We start from the raw sequence: 17,550 nt of genomic DNA on the forward strand, positions 1-17,550 counted from the left end.
ATCAGTCTTTAACTAGGCTAACTCTGCATAAAGGATATGTAGTTTGAACAATTATTTTGAGAGCCCTTTTGTTGGAAAGTCACTGCGAGAGCAAGTGACGAATCCTAATATTATTGTGGGTAAGAACAGCTATTACTCTGGTTATTACCACAATCATAGTTTCGATGATTGCGCTCGTTACCTACTTGCCGATAGAACCGATATTGATAAGCTCATTATTGGTAGCTACTGCTCCATTGGCTCTGGTGCTGTATTTATGATGGCGGGTAACCAAGGACACCAAAATAATTGGGTGAGCACTTTTCCGTTTTTCTACCAAGAAAACGAACACTTTACTGACGCTAAAGACGGTTTTAAGCGAGCTGGAGATACCGTTATAGGCAATGATGTATGGATTGGCACTGAAGCTATGATTATGAGTGGCGTTAAGGTTGGTGATGGCGCCATTATCGCCAGCCGTGCTGTGGTCACTAAAGATGTGGCACCCTACTCTATTGTCGGTTCAAATCCTGCAAAACATATTCGTTTTCGCTTTACTGAAACAGAAATAGCTCAGTTACTCAAGATGCAATGGTGGCTATGGAGTGATGAACAGCTCAAAGGTGCAATGGCATTAATGTGTTCATCTGATATCAATGGCCTATACCACTATTGGCTGCACTTGAATCAAGAATAAGTATTACTATATTAATTCGTTAGGGGGTTAAGTCGGCTTACTCATAAACAGCCGATCCTCTTTTTCCTCTCGCTTTACCTCACAAATTTAATTCTACTGGCTTCTCTTCCATATAATGAATCAACCAGCCTAAATCTTATCTTCGTGATTCGTATAATTCACTGTCCTTGCGGTTAAAGTCACCACATTTTGGTGCTATGTTTGACTATATATAGCGAGTGTTAAACAATCAGTCACTGTAACAAACCAGTAACAACCTGATTAGGCAGGTTTTTACTTAAGCGGCATAAAAAGTGCTTACTTTGTTGCTCATTAGTTTTCACTTAATCGCTTTAGCAAAACTAACTTACATTGCTAAACATTCAGATAAAGTCAAAGGAGCGACAGATGTCAGTCACGCTAGAAGATAGACCCATTGAGCAAGTTCGTGAGCAGGTTATCGATAAACTGATTGTTAACTATAGCCATGGGATAATATCAGCGGAGGCATTTGAGCGTCGCCTCGATGACGCCATGGCCAGTGAATCACATCAAGAGTTACTCGACCTCGTGGCCGATCTGTCGATATCCACTGATGATGAATATAGCAGTAAAAAAGATCAGCAATTTACGCCCAATTACGCCAGTAAGCAGGCTGAGGACACTCTCATCATCAGCTGCATTTTAGGTAACAATGAGCGTAGTGGTCAGTGGGTTGTGCCTAGCGAGATCAAGCTCAACAATGTGTTAGGTGAAACCACGCTCGATTTTACTGATGCTATTTTTCAGCATCAAGATATTACCATCAAGCTCAACTGCATTCTTGGCAGCTGTAAAATTTTTATCCCCGAAAACATCAATGTGATATGTAAAACTTACTGCGCTGGAAGCAGCATTGAAAACTGCGCCCCTTCGATGGCAAATCGCCAAGCACCAGTTATCACCATTGAGGGTAAAGTGGTACTCGGTAGCCTTTCGATATCGGTAAAGCGCACTGTTAAAGAAAAGTTTATCGCCTTCGCCAATCAGCTAAAAAACGCCTTTAACTAATCGATATTAACAAGGCAATGCAGCCCTATGGTGGCTGCCATTGCTGCGGTGTTAATTAAAAATGAAGCCTAGTCAGCTTAGTGCTTTACACGTTAACTCGGCTCTCAGCGCTTAAAACAAGTAGAATCTGCGATTTTTTGTTAACTAGATCGCTAAAATACCTAAATATACCCCTTTGTTAAAATCCATAATGCTGTAGTGTTGGTAGTACAAACATAATAAATTTCAGTTCACCATTCAGGGGTACCTATGCTAAATGAGAATCATGCACTTATTTTTGACTTCCCAGAATTTAAACAAGATATTGTTTATTTGAATCATAAAGACGAAGCATTCCAAGAGCTGTCCAAACAGTATCATTTATTAGATTATGAAATTCGTCAGCTAGAAATTGACGGTAGTCCCACCGACGACGAACACATGCATCAACTAAAAGTACAGCGCGCTAATCTAAAAGACGTCTTATTCCAAAAATTAAAAGAGCACCACGCCTAACAATCATGTGCTAAAAACTGGCCAGTCATGAGTATACTCAGTCTGGCCAACAGCTTGCAAAAGAGTTCAACAGGAGAACATCGCTCCTCCCCTTTTAGCTAACTCTTTTATAAAAAAGCAGAATATCTCGAACAAGATGGCTATTCCTGCACTTCATTAAGAATCATCTCACCGTTCAAATGGAAAACTATGCTTCCGTTAGCTTCACAGTGAAGCGAAATAATCTTACTCAGTACTGAGTATTCACCACACTTCCCATGATATGGCAGCCCTACTAACGTTTGGGTTTATTTTAATTATGTGAACTATGCACCTATGTTTCAGCGCACACTTGTACGCATAATGGCTCATTAGCAATATTGACTATTGGAGTTTGCGATGCAAGAAATAGATTGCCCACAGTGCAGCCTAAAAATCGACATTAATCTGGTGACCTGCCCCCAATGTCATGCCGCTCAAGGGTTAGAGGCACTCTCTGGTGTTGATCCCGATATTCGTATTAAAAATCAAAAGCTCGCAGTCTGGTTTAGCGTGTTATTTGGCGGATTAGGCTTACATAAGTTCTATTTAGGTCAACACTTAAAAGGCAGTTTGTACTTAGTCTTTAGCTGGACCTTAGTGCCAATGGTTGTTGGTTGGGTCGATGCGGTGCGTACCTTAAAAATGAGTCCTTTTAATTTTCAGCAACGTTATTGTCGAAAAGTGAATCACTACTACGTTTAAGGTTAGGCGGCTGTTTGAAGAGGGTGCTTGGTATAGAACGTTATACACTTTATTTTGCTCAGGCACCGTTTGATGCATTAGGGTCTGCACGCTTACAATGGCTCGCTGCAAACTCATCTATAGCGCTATCGGCAATGTCGAATGGTGTCGAACAGAATTAGCTATCTTTATGATGGCCTCTGCCGCATCTGTATCGGCTTATAAAAGCGGAGCAACTTGGTGCTCAAGCAAACCAAGATGACGTTAATAAAAAGCGGATAAAGGCATACCGCTAGAGTCAATGGGAGCCTCCACGTTAGCTTGGAGGGTCGATATTATTGGTAATACTGCTATTGAGCCTAAACCAACCCGCGATAGAAAAACGATAGGTTTTGCCGCTAACACTTCATGAGGAAACTCTTCATTTAAAAAGACCACTACGCTGCCAAAGTCTGGCGTAACGCTAATGGTATGGTCATCAATAACTGCGGAAGTTGATTGTTGATTGTTGTATATCACCAACTCCCCGCCATGCTCTTTAGACCGATATTGGTAGAGATAAACCACCACAGAAAGAATTCGGTTACTTTCACCGATAACAGCATCTTTGTGCTTTTTATAAAAGTCACCTCTGCATAATATGCAAAATGGCTTTCGAACGAAACCGTCCTAAAAAGAGTCTTCTATTCAAAAAATCTTGCAGTGCCTGCGTCCAAGCGAGCCAAGCTTTAGCTGCCAGATCCATACCGACTCCAGTCAACTCCGGTCAACTACAGGAGTAAAGTCTAGCGCTGCTTCAATCAATAAAATACAGCATATGACACGCTTAGCTGTTACCAACACAAATAAGGTGTTTGCACTATAATTAGTAGCACATCACATCAGTGGAAAGAGGTAGCACTATGACAATTTCAAACCGATTGAATCAGTATCTGCATGATAATAAGGTGAAATATGATCTGCTGGTCCATCCCCACAGATTAGATTCGCTTAGTTCAGCCATTGCAGCCCATGTATCACCAACACAACTCGCCAAAGCGGTGATATTAGAAGATCATGAAGGCCGTAAGATTATGGCTGTGTTACCTGCCGACCATAAAATTAGTTTACGGTCCCTCGGTGACAAACTAAATCGCGACCTGCACCTGCTCAAGGAACAAGCCGTGCACTCTATGTTTGATGACTGCGAGAATGGTGCGATCCCCTCCCTAGGTGGTGCTTATAACTTGGATGCTGTTTATGACGACTTGCTGGTCGAAGCCAAAGATATTTACCTCGAAGCGGGTGATCATAGTAGCCTAGTACATATAAGCCGAGATGATTTTTTCAGGCTAATTAAAGACGCGAAACACTTACGATTTAGCCATCAAAATGTCCATTAAAATACAATGGAAAGACAGTGATAAAAAAGACCCGTTATCACTTAGAGATGTTATTACTAGCGCCTCGCTAACAGTCTGTTTCAGCCAGTGCCCATTAAGGTTAGCTCGGCGGATCAATACTGTTAGCGATACTGCAGTTGAGCCTAAACCAACCCGCAATAGAAAAACGATCACGTTTTGCAGCTAACACTTCATGAGGAAACTCTTCACTTAAAAAGACCACTACGGTGCCAAAGCCTGGCGTAACGCTAATCGTATGCTCATCAATAACTGCGGAAGTTGATTGTTGATTGTTGTATATCACCAACCCACCACCATCGTCTTTAGACCAATATTGGTTGAGATAAACCACCACAGAAAGAATTCGATTACCTTCACCGATAAAAGCGTCTTTGTGCTTTTTATAAAAGTCACCTTCTGCATAATGTGCAAAGTGGCTTTCGAATGAAAACAGTCCTAAAAAGAGTCTTCTATTCAAAAATGCTTGCAGTGCCTGCGTCCAAGAAAGCCAAGCTTTACCCGCTTCAGTGTCGCCATTAATCCAGCTAATCACGTCTGTACGCACAGAGTCGTTGATCTTAAGATCAACCGAGCGACCAATGCCAGCACGCTTAAAATTGGCCTTGGGCATATTGGCAATGTGAGATGTTAATAAATGGGCTAAATCCTGTGGCAGTGCTGCAGAATTAATACTGTAGCCTTTGCTTGCGATGTCATTTGCAATTGAGGAAAAAAGCGAGGAATCGTCACCTGTTTGAGAGGTGCGAGATAAGATCAACTACATCCAGTCTTAGGGGTTAAAATTAACATTAGTGAGTTACTTTTATAAACAGAGACCACCAGCATACACCTATAGCAATCAATATAGTCATATATATAGGTTCACGACAAAAGCGGTGATAAGTGACAAAAAAGCCGCTTCGATAAGCAGCTTAAATGTTAAACGTATTGGTGACTATTTATAGTGTGACATTACTATCACTAAATAGCGCACTCTCAATCCCACTCAGAATGTTAACGCCATCTCGATTATTCACCATATCGGTAATGATAGTTGCACCATTGTCTTGATTTTCGATGCTGTACTCCGATGAGTTCCCAGTAAACTTCACCTCATTTTGACCACTATTCCCGGTAATATTATTATCAAGCTGATTAACCACCACATTGCTGTCGAGGCTACCCGTTAGCGTAATATCCTTAAGGTATTGAGAATGATGAGTGTAGCTAAGTTTAGGGTTGAATTTAAGGCTGAAGTCACCGGTAAATGTCGCATCGATGCGAGCATTATAAGTCAAGTACGAATGAAAGAACTTATTATCTAATAGCGCTGCACCTAAGGGATCTTCACTGCTCATTTCTGCACGTGTTTTTGCAATATAGCCTCCCCACATACTGTGAGTTGCACTGCCACTCCATGCGCCCCACAAACCATAATATGCATCGATAACTGACGCTAGGTATTCTTGAGTTAAACTATTCTCAGCCGTGAGTTCAGTGATCCAACTTGCATCACCTCCCCATAACTTATCATTCAGAGCCGTTATTTGAGCGCTCCTAATTTCAGCTTGATAGTCTGGTAAAGCACCTATGAACTCGCTGTTTTGGTCCACGCCTATACCATAGTCGTGCACCATATGTAGGATCTCTTCAAAACTAGCATCTCGATGATCATCAAAGTTCTGGCTGATATACCACGCCCCACCTTCAACTTGCATTTCGCCTCGATAAAGCGGCTGACCATTCAGGTTTGATGCTGGATTTGTACCATCATCACTGCCATTGAGGAGTAATAATATAGCCCCATTATCTGCCATCTTATTTGTGATTTGCGACTTATCGCTACCATATTCCGATCCGGGTAAATTAGTTAGGTAATGCTTCAAAATAGAGCGTGCACGAACGATCTGATTATCGCTAATTTTATCTTGAGCAAGAATATGGATAGGTTTGCCATTAGGTGCTTTTATTTGAGTGTAGCGATTAAATTTAAGTGCAGCGCTATACGTCGTTGACAGCGATGCAGGTACAGCCTCGATACTGAGTGCTTTTGTTGCTGCTGACAAGCCAGAGCTGGCATTATTGTTGTTACTGTCTGAAGATGTGCTTGAAGAGTCTGAATTACAGGCCGCTAAGGCCATTAAGCTTATTGTAACAACTCCAGCTAATACTACTTTTGCCACCATAGTTCACTCCTAATATTCCAACGATTTGAGCAATTAAATTAACATGATGATCGCGCTCATGGGGTAAGAGAAAGTAAGCAGTGTAGGCGCTATGTAAGCGCATGTAAGTGGGCTGTTATTAGCGCCAATTGTCTGTAGAATTAGACTAATCAAGTAGGGTTTTCTATTATGTATTGATAGACTTAACATTAAGGTAAATAGTTGTGAGTAAAGCAAATATACTCATTATTGAAGACGATAAAGAGATCTCACGTCTAACCGCTATGTATCTCGAAGCTGAAGATTACAACACGCATATTATTGCTGATGGCTTGCAAGCGTTAAGCGCTGTAAGGTTAGAGGAGCCCGACTTAATTACTCTTGATTTAATGCTACCAGGATTAGATGGAGTATCAGTTTGCAAGCAAGTACGCAAATTTTATCATGGCCCTATCTTGGTATTAACCGCCAGTGCCGATGATATCAGCGAGGTGAGCCTACTTAAACTAGGGGCTGACGATTACCTCACTAAACCAGTACGTCCACATGTGATGCTTGCCAGAATTGAAGCTTTACTGAGGCGCAGCCGACCGGCAAAGCTTGGCCATAATCAATTGCAAGTTGGACAACTCAATATTGATACCTGTAAGCAAATTGTTACCTATAACAATCTGACCCCAGCGCTTACGACAGCAGAGTACGAGATGCTACTGCTACTGGCCTCCCATGCTGGCAACATTGTGTCTAGAGAAGATTGTTGCCGATCGCTAAGGGGGATAGATTATGATTTTAATGATCGTTCAGTTGATATGCGGATCTCAGGGCTAAGAAAAAAACTGAATGATGACACGCCCCCCTACAAAACCATATTAACGATACGCAACAAAGGGTATATGCTAATTAATGGCTAACTATCTTCCACCACTTTTTACACGCCTTTACCTGAGTTTGCTGACTGCACTGTTTGCCAGTATTGTCCTGACTCTATACTTAAGTGAACAGTTTTTAGAACAAAGTGATGTGGTAGATTTTTATGATGATAGCTATCAAACTTTCATTGAAGTCACCTCAGGCGTATCGCGTACGCACTTATCTGCACCACAATATATTACGAGCGTTCAAGGGCTACACCCTCAGTTCGATATCAATTGGCAAGCTAATTGGAATGCCAAGCAAGACTGCTCTGAATGTACCTTGTTGAGTAATATAGGGGGGATATCGATATACCAACTGTCTGAAGCGCAACTTTTAGCGATTTATCCACTTGATCGAACTAATGGCGCCATCTTGATCTCCGATAGGTTGCCGAACAGCTTACTGTTTGATGAATCCAATAGACAACATCGCAGCAGTTTCATGGCGTTATTGCGTGACGATCCTTCAGAGCTAATCCCCTATTTACTGTTGCTAGTGGTCATTATCACTATAGGTACCACGTTGTACTTTTCAGTCAGACGATTACAGAAACAGATTAACCAACTGGTCGATACCAATAAAAAGTTTGGTCAGGGTGATCTCAATATTCGTGCTCGTCAAACCTATTCTGAGCCCGTTAATGAGTTAGCAGACAGCTTTAACAGAATGGCTGATGCCATCACTGAAACGGTAAAAGAGAATCAAGTTTTCGCCCAAGCAGTGCCCCATGAAATGCGTACACCACTGAGCAGAATTCAGCTGGCGACAGGGTTACTGCGTCAGCGCAGCCTTCAAACCGAGGAGCTGGATTTACTTGATGATATCGATAACTACATTGATGACATCGAAAAGTTAACTCGCCAAGTTCTCACATTCTCTAAGCTAAACTCAGTATTAAATCAAAAAGACAATCAAACAAAGCAGTGGATAAAACTTGATGAGTATTTGCAAAGTCGAATTAAGCTGCTAGCCACCGATAATCGAATAATGGTTAATTCAAATCTGCCGTCACTTCAGCTTGAATGTGACCCCGCATACTTACGTTTAATGTTTGATAATCTCTTTAAAAATGCGCTCATGTACGCAAGTTCTCAAGTCGAAGTCACACTCAGCTTTAGCCGCAAAGAGAGCAAAACACGCCTACTGATTATTAGTGTTGACGACGATGGCCCTGGCATTGATAGCCAGCAGTTTGAAACCATCTTTTTACCCTTTGCGCGATTGGATAAAAGCCGCAGCCAACAAACGGGTGGATTAGGATTGGGCTTGGCGATTGCTAAGGCGGCGGCAAGGCGAATGCAAGGCACATTAGTTGTCAGTCGCAGCCTCTTAGGCGGTGCTAACTTTAGCTGCCAGCTGCCCTATCATCCTAATCAACAACAAGACTAAGCATCTTCTTCATGCATATAACCTTCAATTAGCGCAATCTCCTCTGCCATTACATCACTTTTAGAGGTGAGTCGATAACAGCCTTGTGCCATTCTTTCCAAGCTAATATTATCTCCCGCGCCAAGATGCAGCTGTTCGACTATCTCTTGTGGTAACTCTAGTCCTAACCCTTTGCCGACATTTTTAACCTTAAGTTCTGTCATAATCATTACCTATGCATGCGTCTTACATTCAGCTTGCGGCACAATTGACCTAGATGTAAGAGTGAACCAATTAGCTCAAATTATAGTAGATCTGACGAGTGCTGGATTATGCTTGGTAATGTCATCGGTAAGCTACTGAGTGAACAGCGGTTGGTTATTGATAGCGGCCTCGATATCCACCGCCCCAGGCATCAGGTCAACCATTCAAATTGTATTGAAAATGAAGAGTGTACTCTGGCTGTCACTGAAGCGACTTCTGGGATCTACAATTTAGAGTTGGATGCCGTTGATTGGAAAGGTGCTGTTGAAAAATATCGCGTTGCGGTAGAGGTCAAAGGTGAAAAATCCCATTACGCGTTAGCATTTTTAGATTGATGCCGTCACCCAAATAATAGATAGGCAATCAATATTCTACAGCCACGCAATGATAATTCATTGCGTGGTTTTTTTAGTTTCACACTTAAATTACGTACCACAGTAAGTGGTGAACTTGCCGAAACTTGCGGGGGCTGAAAGGCTAAAATCTTCTTTACCCTCTTGCAATGTATAAGGGGTTGCAAGCACCGAGATTAACGCCTCAAATGGTTGATAATCGCTACGATCTTCAGCGGCCTCTATTACAGCTTCAACCAGATGATTTCGCGGGATATAAATAGGGTTAACCGCATTCATCATAGTGACGCGTTCAGCAGTGGCTAACGGCTCTTTTTTCAGCCTTTCATGCCACAGGGCTTTCCACAGAATGAATAAACTCGGGTCGGAAAATAGCGTTTCAGCATCAGCGCTATCAGAGCTTAAATCTAGCGCGAGTTGACGAAATAACTGAGTGTAATCTACTGCTTGAGCTTGCATTGACTCAAGCAACTGCTCACAAAGTGCATAATCACCTTCAACCTCAGTTGTCATGCCCAGTTTTGCGCGCATTCCCAGCTGCCAATGAGACTTAAATACATCCCAAAACCCTTTTATCGCATCGGTTGCTTGCGCTATCGCATCGTCTGAATCTTCGTTGATAAAGGGCAGCAGTGTTTCGGCTAATCGCGCCAGATCCCATTGCGCCATTGCGGGTTGATTGCTATAGGCATAGCGACCATCTTGATCGATAGAACTAAACAAAGCATTGGCGTCATAGTTGTCCATAAACGCGCAAGGGCCGTAGTCAATCGTCTCGCCACTGATGGTCATGTTGTCAGTATTCATTACGCCATGCACAAAGCCGGCTAACATCCATTTGGCAACTAATTCGGCTTGCTTATCTCGCACCGCACAAATGAGATCTAAGTATGGTTGTTGGCTTTGCTTTAGCTCAGGGTAATGGCGTGCAATAGCATAATCGGCCAGCTGCTTGAGTTTATCTTCTTCGCCTTGAGCGGCAAAATATTGAAAAGTCCCCACCCGTAAATGGCTTGCAGCCACTCGGGTTAATACTGCACCGGGCAAATAACGCGTTCTATAGATGGGCTCGCCGGTGGTCACCACTGCCAGCGCACGCGTGGTGGCAATACCAAGTGCATGCATCGCTTCGCACAGTATATATTCACGTAAAATAGCGCCGAGAACCGCTTTACCATCACCACCGCGAGAAAACTGCGTACGACCAGACCCCTTAAGTTGAATATCGAGGCGTTGACCTGACTCATCTAGCACCTCTCCTAACAGTAAGGCACGACCGTCACCCAGTTGCGGGCTAAAACCACCGAACTGATGACCGGCATAAACTTGGGCTAGTGGCGCAGAGCCAAGAGGCGCTTCGCTTCCAGAAAATACATCGGCCAGTTGCTCTGCATTGCGATTACTGATCCCTAGCTGCTCAGCTAATGCCTGATTGAACTTTACCAGCACCGGAGTTGGCGCTTTATCTCCCTCGCAGGATACGTAAAACCCTTTGAGTTCATTTGCATAGCTGTTGTCGAAACTTACGCCTAAGTCAATCTCAGTGCTGCTCATCGAATTTCCATCTGGTTGCGAAAAATAACAAATTCCTATTGTGTTTACTTTACCCTAGTCGAGCTTAGAACGGTAACCTGCGACCTGATACAACACCTAATACCCGAGCCACTTAGCGTAGCTGTCACGGCTAATGCAGCTTCATTCTCGGCCGCACGACTCGCATCAGCTTTTCAGCGAGCCACAGTGCTATCGTTTTGAACGTGCCATGAATTGCTTGTTGATGCATTCGGTACAGGGATATATACACAAAGCGGGCAATTTTCCCTTCAACAAACATGCTGCTTTTGGTCAAATTCCCCATCAAGCTACCCACGGTACTGTAACGAGATAGATTAACCAAGGATCCATGGTCCACATAAACATAATCGACCAACGGCTCAGCATTCATCTCTTTAATAATATTTTTCTCGACACATTGCGCCATTTGATGAGCAGACTGGGCTCTTGGCGGCACAAAGATACCGTCGGCTTGCTCAAACGCACAGCAATCACCAATGACATAAATATCATTGTTAACGGTACTTTTAAGATTAGATTGAACCTTAATTTGATTAGCTCGATTGAGCTCAAAAAACTGCAGTTCTTTAATAAAGTCTGCCGCTTTTACCCCGGCAGCCCATAACATTAAGTTCGCTGCGATAAGCTGACCTTCTGAGGTCACAAAACCTGCTGCTGTCGCTTCACTAATGCGGGTGTTTTCCATCACCGACACACCTAACTTGCTCAGCTCGTGTCGAGCCGACGATGCTATACGCTCAGTTAATGCTGGTAAGATCCGCGGACCGGCCTCTATTAGATGAATATTGAGTTTGTCTGCTGTCATCTTACTTAAGCCATACACTTTTAATAGATCGGTCACATGGTAAAGCTCGGCTGACAACTCCACACCAGTGGCACCGCCGCCCACGATGGCGATATTGAGTTCATTGATAGAGTCGGATTGATGCACCCGAGTGAAACTATCAAGCAGTGCATTATGAAAACGATTTGCCTGCTGGTGTGAATCGAGAAAAAAGCAGTTTTCCTGAACGCCTGGCGTATTAAAGTCATTACTGACACTGCCAATAGCAATCACCAATTTGTCGTACTGTATTTGACGTTCAGGAAGCAACACCTTACCCATATCATCGGTTATTGGCGCGACTGATATCGACTTCTCGTCACTGTTAAGCCCACAAAAAGTCCCTAGCTGAAATTGGTAGCCCTGCTTTGCCGCGTGGGCTGAATAGACAACGCCGTCAAGATCCGAATCCAACGAGCCCGTTGCGACTTCGTGCAGTAGCGGTTTCCAAATATGAGTGCGGTTTCTATCAACAAGTATGATGTGTGCTAAGTTTTTCTTACCCAGTTTACGACCGAGTTGAGTGGCAAGCTCAAGTCCGCCCGCTCCTCCGCCAATAATCACAATTTTCGGACATGATGACATCACAACTTCCCCTTACGCTTGATTGAATGAGCAGTCCTTATAAGTAAACACTTAATTTCAGAGTGCTTATTTACCACTTCACTATACTGACTGAGTTCCAAAACAAAGTCACGGTCACAACGGTTGAATTAGCCATTCGAAACAGTTGATAAAACCAACTTTGATTTGGATAGCAGTGTCATGACCATGCAAAAGCAGAAACACTTATGCTGATGCTCTACCGACTATAACGACAAAAGTGAACTCTTTTACTGCTTTGAGCGTAATGCAAATACAACTAACAAGGAGTTAACTATGGGCGCTGTTAATACCGTTGAAAACGTAAACCTTAGCCAGCTGATAAATCAGCCAAAGATTATTGGCGTGGCTGATTCAACCCACTATTTGGTCGGGTCGACCGATGCAGACAACAACTTTACCGAATTAACCGAAGAGAGTTGCGTTGTCTGCGTACACTCTCTCGCCCAAGCAAAACAGCTTTTACGCACCCACAAATATCAGGTTGCGCAACTCGAATACCAAACGGCATACGATGAGATGTGTGGGCTGTCGAGCTGTGGTAACTATAAAGAAATGATCAGACTGTAGACTTATGAAAGAGCTAAATCTTCAAACTACAGATCTTGTTGCTTAATATATTGCTTGGGTGACTTGCCTAAGGTCTTCTTGAAAAAGGTGATAAAAGCACTCGCCGATTCATAGCCTAATTCATCAGCTATGCGCTGTACCGATACACCACTGGATAGCTTTTGCAGTGCTAAAACAATATGTAGCTGGCCTCGCCAACGGCCAAACGAGAGCCCGACCTCCTGTTTGACCAACCGCGTTAGTGTTCGCTCACTCATGGCATAATCCTTGGCCCACGTAGCTATCGACCGCCTATCATCTGGTGTTAACAGTAATTGCGAAGCTATCGCCTTTAAACGCGGCTCCACTGGCGTCGGGAAGTCATAATGCTGTGTCGGCATCTGTTTGAGCTGGTCAATTAACACCTCTACTAACCTCGCGGTTGCAGTATTAGGCAGATAGTTTTGCTCTAAGCTGGTCAAATGTACTGTTAACTCCCTTATCAGTGGAGAGATTGATAAGGTGCAACTTTTTTCAGGCATACCTTGAACGTCAGGATCAATAAACAGCATGCACACGTTGGCGTTGCTAGAGATCAAATTCTGGTGCACGTTCTGACTAGGGATCCATACAGCACAATTAGGCGGCACCATCCAAATCGCATCTGCTATCTTACACTTAATGTAACCACTTAATGCCATCACCAACTGGCACTTATGGTGCTGGTGCTGCGGGGTTTCCGCATCGCGTTCCCCGCCCGTCATTTTCAACGCCACCACTTTCTGTGGGAAAGCATCAGAATCAAATACCGGGAAAAAATGACTGTTTAACAAAACACTTGACCGTTTTAAGCAATAAAAAGTCACTATAGCTCAATTCAGTAAGCACAATGAAGCGTAAGCTGCGCACTTTACTGTAAAGCAGTTATCTTTTTTGCTCGAGGACAACACAATGGCAAAGCTCAAATCTCCCTTTCTGGCCAGTGGCACCTTTTTAATGTTCGGCGTTTTACTGATCTCAGTGAGTTTACGCAGCCCCATTACAGGAATCGGCCCTTTACTCGATGCCATTCGAGCAGAGCTCAATCTATCCGCTACTCAAGCAGGCATGCTCACGACCTTACCACTGCTTGCATTTGCCTTTTTCTCTCCTATCGCGGCAAGACTTGGACGCAAACGTGGCCTTGAACAAGCCCTGATGTTATCGCTGTTATTAATCACGTTAGGCTTGGTTATACGCTCACTGGGCAATACCTTGGGCCTCTTTAGCGGCACGGTTATCATAGGTGCCGGCATTGCCATTGCCAATGTGCTGTTACCAAGCTTGATGAAACGAGATTTCCCAAATAAAATTGCCACCATGACTTCAATCTACGTATTGATGATGGGAGCGGGTTCGGCACTCAGTGCGGGCTCGGCAATACCACTGGCAGAATTCGCTGATTCACTCTCTATTAGTTTTATCCCCAATTGGGCCTTTTCGTTAGTCAGTCTGATTTTATTTCCCCTCATTGCGATGTTGATATGGTTACCTCAACTTGGTAACCATACTGCACCAAACAAAGATGCAATGGAGCTTGATAGCCATAGTTACCTTTGGCGTAATGCTGACGCTTGGCACATCACCCTATTTTTAGCCATGAACTCATTTTTGATGTACATCTTCATCAGCTGGTTACCCACAATCTTGGTCGAACAGGGCTACAGCCATCATGAGGCGGGGGTTATTCATGGCATGTTACAGCTGTTCACCGCAGTGCCCGCCGTACTACTTATCCCGTTAATGGCTAAAATCGACGATAAGCGACTCTTGAGTTTCGGCTTAACCCTCATGGCATTTATTGGGATTTTAGGTTTGATCCTTGCGCCCGCCCACGCAATGATTTGGGGAATGATGTTTGGTTTTGGCGCTGGCGGTGGTTTCATTGTCGCTTTAGCGCTGATCAGTTTGCGTACCTCTAGTGCCCATCAAGCGGCTACATTGTCAGGAATGGCGCAGTTTCTGGGTTATCTTTTTGCAGCAACGGGTCCCATTATTATGGGCGCCATTCATGAAGATACTGGCAGTTGGCAGCAACCATTAATCGTCTGTGCAGCCGTGGCGCTTGTTTGGAGTACATTCTCCGTTCTCGCCTCGAAGAGCAAGCTGATAACCCCAGCAACATTACCTTTAGTGTCGCAAGTCATCAGTAAATAATCAGCCTATATAACGCTAAATATATATCGTTTATATAAAGCTTATCTCGATTTGATAACGCCACTCATGTAAGTCAATACACTGCAGAGACTGAAGCTAAGTACACTTGTATTTAGCGCTTTCTTAAAGGTAACGACTGATGAACTTTTCTCGCGCTCCTATATTGTGCACAAGTCTAGTATTACTACTGAGCGCATGCGCTAGCAATGCCCCGACTTCGGCAGATTATTCCACTGCAGATTTACCGACTAACCGCCAGTTTCATGAAGTTGATTACGGCAATAGTAATAAAGGGGTGCAATGGGTCTCTAACAAAATAGAGCCTCATTACTACCACTCACTTATAGTGTCCCGAGTTGAGCTAACACCTGATACCCATTATGACGCGCAGATCCCGCTGTCGGTACTCAATGATTTAGCGATTAACGTCACCAGCAAGCTAGGTGATTACATATCGCCATCGATAGATGTGGTTGATAAAGCCGGTGAACACGTCGCGGTGTTATCAATCAGAGTAAGTCGTGCCACTGTGGTCAATGCCGATCTAAAACTCAGACAACTAATGCCAGTTGGCGCTGCACTTAGCGTGTTAAAAGGCGTCACCGGAAACGAGAGTAAAACAGCTAAAATCATCATTGAAGCCAAGATTAAGGACAGTGTTTCAAAAGAGCTATTAGCGCAGCGGATCTCAATCATCGAAGCCAATGGGGCGATAAAAGGTGACTATGCTGAGCTTAATTACACTCAAATCCAATATGATGTCGCCAGATTAGAAGGTGAAATCCGTACTTTTATTCAGTCTGCAGCCTATGAAGCGCGCCAATCGCCTGCCCATTAACGATGGTAAATGGTTGTGACTAAAAGTAAGTGAACAGTGAGAGTGATCTGACCATGACATCATCCTGACTCATTTAGGTTGGGTCATTCTCTGGGTCATTGAGTGCTGTCTAAGGTGAAATCGTGCCTTAGAATTTCGCACTGGCTCACCTTCACAATCTTATGGCACTATTTCCAAGCTTTAATGACGGGCACTGCTGGCTAGTTGAAGATACGTTTTGAGTCGTATCACTGACGTTGGGACATAATTCTCTCAATACATTTTAGTGGGAGTAGCTTCGGAGATATTAGCCATGTAACCTTGGCTAGGGGCAGTGTAATAATTAATTGAAGAACGCTATGAATATTGATTCAAAATCTATCCAATTTGATAAGCGTCTAAAGGCGTTCTCCACCGTGCTAAACACATTGGGCCTCGATCAAAGCGCTATCGATGAAACATTACTTCAATGTCAGTGTTTCAATGCCAGTAGCGGCGATATTTTATTACGCCAAGGTCAACTGCAGAATAACGCCTACTTTATCGTTTCTGGGATCCTTAAAGCTTGTCATTATAGTGGTAGTGGCGCTGACTTATCTAAGGAGTTCTATTTTACCCACGAGCTTTGCTTCCTTTACGCCAGTTGGTTAACCGGCCATGTAGCTGAATATCAAATAGAGGTAGTAGAAACCGCACAACTACTGCAAATACCTTTAAGTTTGTTGTCTCAACCACAATGGCAAACGGGTAAAATAGCATTACTTAGCCAGCAGCTAATTTATAAAGAACAAAAAGAAGCTTTCTTGTTACTTAATACCCCAGAGCAGCGTTATCAATTCTTAATCGAACATAGGCCTATTTGGGTTGAAAAACTCAATAATATTCAATTAGCCAGCTACATTGGTATCAGTCCTGTGAGTTTGTCTCGGTTAAAGTCACGACTTTCCGAGCAAATCTAAATTTAATCCCCCTAATGAACTTGGGTTAATTACTACCGCAGCGGTTCAATATAGCCTTAAAAAAATGAAAGGCTTGCAACCCGCAAGCCTTATAATATTAAGGCTGCAGTATGTCTGCTTTTATGCTGTCACAATGCTTAATTGCTATCGCAATTGTGTTCGATATTCTTTCATTTCAATTTAAACAAAAACAAAAAATAGTGGCCTGTCTATCTGTTTCCGGCGTACTCATCACCAGCCATTTCGCACTACTTGAGCAATGGACGGCCACGGCGTTAATGTTGCTCGCAACCATTAGATATTTCGTCACTATTTTTAGTCACTCAAAACGCTTAATGTTCATTTTTTTATCCTTAAACACACTCGTAATGATGCTAACTTTTCCGGAATGTTGAGCTTATTGAGCTTTGCCGGCAGCTCAATTCAAACCATGGCAGCTTTTTGTCAAAGTGACCGACGTCTGCGGCAACTCATGCTCATAGGCACCAGTATATGGCTTATCAATAATACGCTCGTTGGTTCACCCGCTGCAGTGTTAATGGAGTTGCTCTTTATTGGGAGTAATCTTATTGCTTACCATCGCTACTATGGTTTGGTTGTTAAAAATAAAAAACGACTGAGCAAAGGTTGTAATAAAACATAAAAAAGCCAGTAGTGATTAACTACTGGCTTTTAATTA

Annotated in this window: 20 protein-coding genes and 1 pseudogene; 14 read left to right on the forward strand and 7 right to left on the reverse strand. The window is 43.2% G+C overall.

Annotated features, from left to right (window positions below; genetic code table 11):
* Positions 1-43 precede the first annotated feature (43 nt).
* From catB to L2729_RS16625, 5 genes are all read left to right on the forward strand, one after another.
* Complete coding sequence (catB, locus tag L2729_RS16605) at positions 44-676, forward strand: type B chloramphenicol O-acetyltransferase (RefSeq protein WP_248989255.1); 633 nt, start codon at positions 44-46, stop codon at positions 674-676.
* A 387-nt stretch (positions 677-1,063) separates the two neighbouring features.
* Positions 1,064-1,705 carry a DUF1707 SHOCT-like domain-containing protein gene (locus L2729_RS16610; RefSeq protein WP_248989256.1) on the forward strand — a complete coding sequence of 214 codons (642 nt, stop codon included), beginning with the start codon at positions 1,064-1,066 and terminating at the stop codon, positions 1,703-1,705.
* Between the two features lie 249 nt (positions 1,706-1,954).
* Positions 1,955-2,200: an HP1242/YdcH family protein gene (locus L2729_RS16615; protein WP_248989257.1), complete on the forward strand. Its 246-nt coding sequence runs from the start codon at positions 1,955-1,957 to the stop codon at positions 2,198-2,200.
* Between the two features lie 378 nt (positions 2,201-2,578).
* Positions 2,579-2,923 (forward strand): TM2 domain-containing protein, encoded by a 345-nt coding sequence (locus L2729_RS16620; RefSeq protein WP_248989258.1) that lies wholly within the window; start codon positions 2,579-2,581, stop codon positions 2,921-2,923.
* 14 nt (positions 2,924-2,937) lie between these two features.
* Complete coding sequence (locus L2729_RS16625; RefSeq protein WP_248989259.1) at positions 2,938-3,084, forward strand: hypothetical protein; 147 nt, start codon at positions 2,938-2,940, stop codon at positions 3,082-3,084.
* Between the two features lie 82 nt (positions 3,085-3,166).
* On the opposite strand, the gene L2729_RS16630 is transcribed toward L2729_RS16625, so the two are convergent.
* Positions 3,167-3,544 (reverse strand): 2OG-Fe(II) oxygenase, encoded by a 378-nt coding sequence (locus L2729_RS16630; protein ID WP_346347766.1) that lies wholly within the window; start codon positions 3,542-3,544, stop codon positions 3,167-3,169.
* A 260-nt stretch (positions 3,545-3,804) separates the two neighbouring features.
* On the opposite strand from L2729_RS16630, the gene L2729_RS16635 reads away from it, so the two are divergent.
* Complete coding sequence (locus tag L2729_RS16635; RefSeq protein ID WP_248989260.1) at positions 3,805-4,284, forward strand: aminoacyl-tRNA deacylase; 480 nt, start codon at positions 3,805-3,807, stop codon at positions 4,282-4,284.
* 100 nt (positions 4,285-4,384) lie between these two features.
* On the opposite strand, the gene L2729_RS16640 is transcribed toward L2729_RS16635, so the two are convergent.
* Positions 4,385-5,062 carry a 2OG-Fe(II) oxygenase gene (locus L2729_RS16640; protein WP_248989261.1) on the reverse strand — a complete coding sequence of 226 codons (678 nt, stop codon included), beginning with the start codon at positions 5,060-5,062 and terminating at the stop codon, positions 4,385-4,387.
* Between the two features lie 181 nt (positions 5,063-5,243).
* The gene (locus L2729_RS16645) at positions 5,244-6,470 is read right to left on the reverse strand and encodes a hypothetical protein (RefSeq protein ID WP_248989262.1); all 1,227 of its coding nucleotides are present in this window, start codon (positions 6,468-6,470) and stop codon (positions 5,244-5,246) included.
* Positions 6,471-6,673: 203 nt separating this feature from the next.
* Between L2729_RS16645 and L2729_RS16650 the strand changes: the two genes are divergently transcribed.
* Positions 6,674-7,360 (forward strand): response regulator, encoded by a 687-nt coding sequence (locus L2729_RS16650; RefSeq protein WP_248989263.1) that lies wholly within the window; start codon positions 6,674-6,676, stop codon positions 7,358-7,360.
* A complete protein-coding gene (locus L2729_RS16655) occupies positions 7,353-8,753 on the forward strand; it encodes an ATP-binding protein (protein WP_248989264.1) in 1,401 nt (466 codons plus the stop codon). Before L2729_RS16650 ends, L2729_RS16655 begins: the two co-directional genes overlap by 8 nt.
* Here L2729_RS16655 and L2729_RS16660 read toward each other — a convergent pair.
* A complete protein-coding gene (locus L2729_RS16660; protein ID WP_248989265.1) occupies positions 8,750-8,956 on the reverse strand; it encodes an AbrB/MazE/SpoVT family DNA-binding domain-containing protein in 207 nt (68 codons plus the stop codon). The genes L2729_RS16655 and L2729_RS16660 overlap by 4 nt on opposite strands.
* 108 nt (positions 8,957-9,064) lie before the next feature.
* Between L2729_RS16660 and L2729_RS16665 the strand changes: the two genes are divergently transcribed.
* The gene (locus L2729_RS16665; RefSeq protein WP_248989266.1) at positions 9,065-9,331 is read left to right on the forward strand and encodes a hypothetical protein; all 267 of its coding nucleotides are present in this window, start codon (positions 9,065-9,067) and stop codon (positions 9,329-9,331) included.
* A 90-nt stretch (positions 9,332-9,421) separates the two neighbouring features.
* On the opposite strand, the gene L2729_RS16670 is transcribed toward L2729_RS16665, so the two are convergent.
* Together L2729_RS16670 and L2729_RS16675 are read right to left on the reverse strand one after the other, a co-directional pair.
* Positions 9,422-10,903: a protein adenylyltransferase SelO gene (locus L2729_RS16670; RefSeq protein WP_248989267.1), complete on the reverse strand. Its 1,482-nt coding sequence runs from the start codon at positions 10,901-10,903 to the stop codon at positions 9,422-9,424.
* A 130-nt stretch (positions 10,904-11,033) separates the two neighbouring features.
* Positions 11,034-12,335: an NAD(P)/FAD-dependent oxidoreductase gene (locus L2729_RS16675; protein ID WP_346347765.1), complete on the reverse strand. Its 1,302-nt coding sequence runs from the start codon at positions 12,333-12,335 to the stop codon at positions 11,034-11,036.
* Between the two features lie 291 nt (positions 12,336-12,626).
* On the opposite strand from L2729_RS16675, the gene L2729_RS16680 reads away from it, so the two are divergent.
* Positions 12,627-12,920 carry a DUF6482 family protein gene (locus tag L2729_RS16680; RefSeq protein WP_248989269.1) on the forward strand — a complete coding sequence of 98 codons (294 nt, stop codon included), beginning with the start codon at positions 12,627-12,629 and terminating at the stop codon, positions 12,918-12,920.
* Between the two features lie 26 nt (positions 12,921-12,946).
* Here the strand turns inward: L2729_RS16680 and L2729_RS16685 are convergent, their stop codons facing one another.
* Positions 12,947-13,663 carry an AraC family transcriptional regulator gene (locus L2729_RS16685; RefSeq protein WP_248989295.1) on the reverse strand — a complete coding sequence of 239 codons (717 nt, stop codon included), beginning with the start codon at positions 13,661-13,663 and terminating at the stop codon, positions 12,947-12,949.
* A gap of 187 nt (positions 13,664-13,850) precedes the next feature.
* Between L2729_RS16685 and L2729_RS16690 the strand changes: the two genes are divergently transcribed.
* From L2729_RS16690 to L2729_RS21840, 4 genes and pseudogenes are all read left to right on the forward strand, one after another.
* Positions 13,851-15,095 (forward strand): MFS transporter, encoded by a 1,245-nt coding sequence (locus L2729_RS16690; protein ID WP_248989270.1) that lies wholly within the window; start codon positions 13,851-13,853, stop codon positions 15,093-15,095.
* A 139-nt stretch (positions 15,096-15,234) separates the two neighbouring features.
* Positions 15,235-15,933, forward strand: a complete 699-nt coding sequence (locus tag L2729_RS16695; RefSeq protein ID WP_248989271.1) for a DUF3313 family protein — start codon at positions 15,235-15,237, stop codon at positions 15,931-15,933.
* 338 nt (positions 15,934-16,271) lie between these two features.
* Positions 16,272-16,871 (forward strand): Crp/Fnr family transcriptional regulator, encoded by a 600-nt coding sequence (locus L2729_RS16700; protein WP_248989272.1) that lies wholly within the window; start codon positions 16,272-16,274, stop codon positions 16,869-16,871.
* A 122-nt stretch (positions 16,872-16,993) separates the two neighbouring features.
* Positions 16,994-17,514 (forward strand): annotated as a pseudogene (locus L2729_RS21840) (YgjV family protein).
* Positions 17,515-17,550: the final 36 nt, after the last annotated feature.

Source organism: Shewanella gelidimarina, from assembly GCF_023283945.1.
Classification (GTDB): Bacteria; Pseudomonadota; Gammaproteobacteria; order Enterobacterales; family Shewanellaceae; genus Shewanella; species Shewanella gelidimarina.